General features: G+C 68.0%; 2 protein-coding genes. Both read right to left on the bottom strand.

Annotated features, from left to right (window positions below; all coding sequences use genetic code 11):
- Positions 1 to 34 precede the first annotated feature (34 nt).
- A complete protein-coding gene (locus ACZ6NC_RS41910) occupies positions 35 to 388 on the bottom strand; it encodes a hypothetical protein (RefSeq protein ID WP_465739144.1) in 354 nt (117 codons plus the stop codon).
- The gene (locus tag ACZ6NC_RS41905) at positions 385 to 1635 is read right to left on the bottom strand and encodes an IS256 family transposase (protein WP_465739143.1); all 1251 of its coding nucleotides are present in this window, start codon (positions 1633 to 1635) and stop codon (positions 385 to 387) included. Before ACZ6NC_RS41905 ends, ACZ6NC_RS41910 begins: the two co-directional genes overlap by 4 nt.
- Between the last annotated feature and the right edge of the window lie 122 nt (positions 1636 to 1757).

The raw sequence follows: 1757 nt of genomic DNA, 5'->3' as shown, positions 1-1757 counted from the left end.
GAGCAATAGTCAAGACTTGTGGATCGACGGGAGCTCAGCGGTAGCGCGGGAGCCCGCCGAGGTCGGGAAGCTCGTCCTCGAAGTCACAGGCGGCAACGGCCTCGTAGCCGCGGTCCCAGGCCGCGGTGAGCACGCGTGACACTGGCTCGACGAGGGAGAGTCCGTCTTCGTCGGCTTCGGCATCGATCTTGAGCGGCCAGCCGATGAAGTCGAAGGCGAGTCCGGCGTCCGGATTCGGACGGGTGTCGAAGACCATTCCGCCGGCTTGGACGGTGTAATGGTCGTCGGCCTGGGCTCCGAGGGTGACCGCGACGAGCTCGGCCAGGAACTCCCGACTGGTGCCGCGGACGAAGATCTGACAGCTGCCGTAGTCCTTCGAGGTGCTCACGCGGCTTCCTCCTGGCGCTCGACCAACACGCCGTTCTCGAACCGAGCTCCGGCGCGAACCAAGGGTACGAGGTGGGCTCCGGTGATCGCGCGCCAGCGGTCCTGGGCGGACTCGACGAGCTTGAACACCATGGCCAGCGCAGCGGCCGGGCTGCCGGCGCCGCGGGTGACCTTGGTGCGGAGCTTGACGGTCGAGAAGGTCGACTCGATCGGGTTCGTGGTTCGCAGGTGGATCCAGTGCTCGGCCGGGAAGTCGTAGAACGCGAGCAGTTCGTCCGCGTCGTCGGTGATCTTCGCGACGGCCTTGGGAAACTTGGCTCCGTAGGTCTTCGCGAACGCCTCAATCGCCTTCTCGGCGTGGCCGCGGTCCTCGGCGTTGTATATCTCCTGCATCGCCTTCATCGCTCCGGGCTGGGCGGACTTCGGCAGGCAGTTGGTGACGTTGCGGGATTTGTGAACCCAGCACCTCTGTGGCCTTGCTGCCGGGAACACCTCGGCGAGTGCCCGCCACAGGCCCATGGCGCCGTCGCCGATGACCAGCTCTGGGTCGCGCATGCCGCGTCGGCGGCAATCGCGCAGCAGGTCGGCCCACGACTCGGTGGACTCCCGCAGGCCCTCGGCCAAGGCGATGAGTTCCTTGGTGCCGTCCAGCCGGACGCCGAGCAGGACAAGGACGCAGGAGTGGGCCTGGCCGAGCCGGACCTTGGGATACACCCCGTCGGCCCAGACGTAGACGAAGTCGCGGTCGGACAGGTCGCGGGCCTGGAAAGCAGTGTGGTCGTCGGTCCACTGCTTCGTCAGCCGGGTCACGGTCGCGGGCGACAGGCCGGCGGTGCCGCCGAGGAACTGCTCCAGGGCGGGGACGAAGTCGCCGGAGGATAGGCCGTGCAGGTAGAGCAGCGGCAGGACTTCGGAGATTTTCGGGGACTTGCGGCACCACGGCGCGAGGATCTTGGAGGAGAACCGCTTGCGCTCGCCGGTCTCCTCGTCGACGCGTCGGTCGTTGACCCGCGGCGCGGTGACCTCGACCGGGCCGGCGGCGGTGACGACGGTGCGGGACCGGTGGTGGCCATTGCGGACCACCAGGCGGTGCCCTCGCTCGTCGGTCTCGGCAGCCAACTCGGCTATGTACTGGTTGACTTCCGCTTCCAGCGCGGCGGCCAGCATGCGTCGGGCGCCCTCGCGGACGATCTCGTCGATCAGGGAGCCGGACTGGGTGGAGCCGTCGTCGGTGACTACGCTGAGCACGGGCGTGCCTTCCCGACCCGCGCTGCAACGCGGGCCTACTCGGTGACCATCACAGGATCAACCGGGAAGGTACGCCTGCCGCGCTCCTCCCGTCGTCGATCCACAGGTCTTGAGCATTGCTC

The sequence above is a fragment of the Kitasatospora sp. NPDC041988 genome, assembly GCF_055588525.1.
The sequence above is the reverse complement of the archived record's forward strand: the minus strand, read 5'-3'. Positions and strand labels throughout refer to the sequence as shown.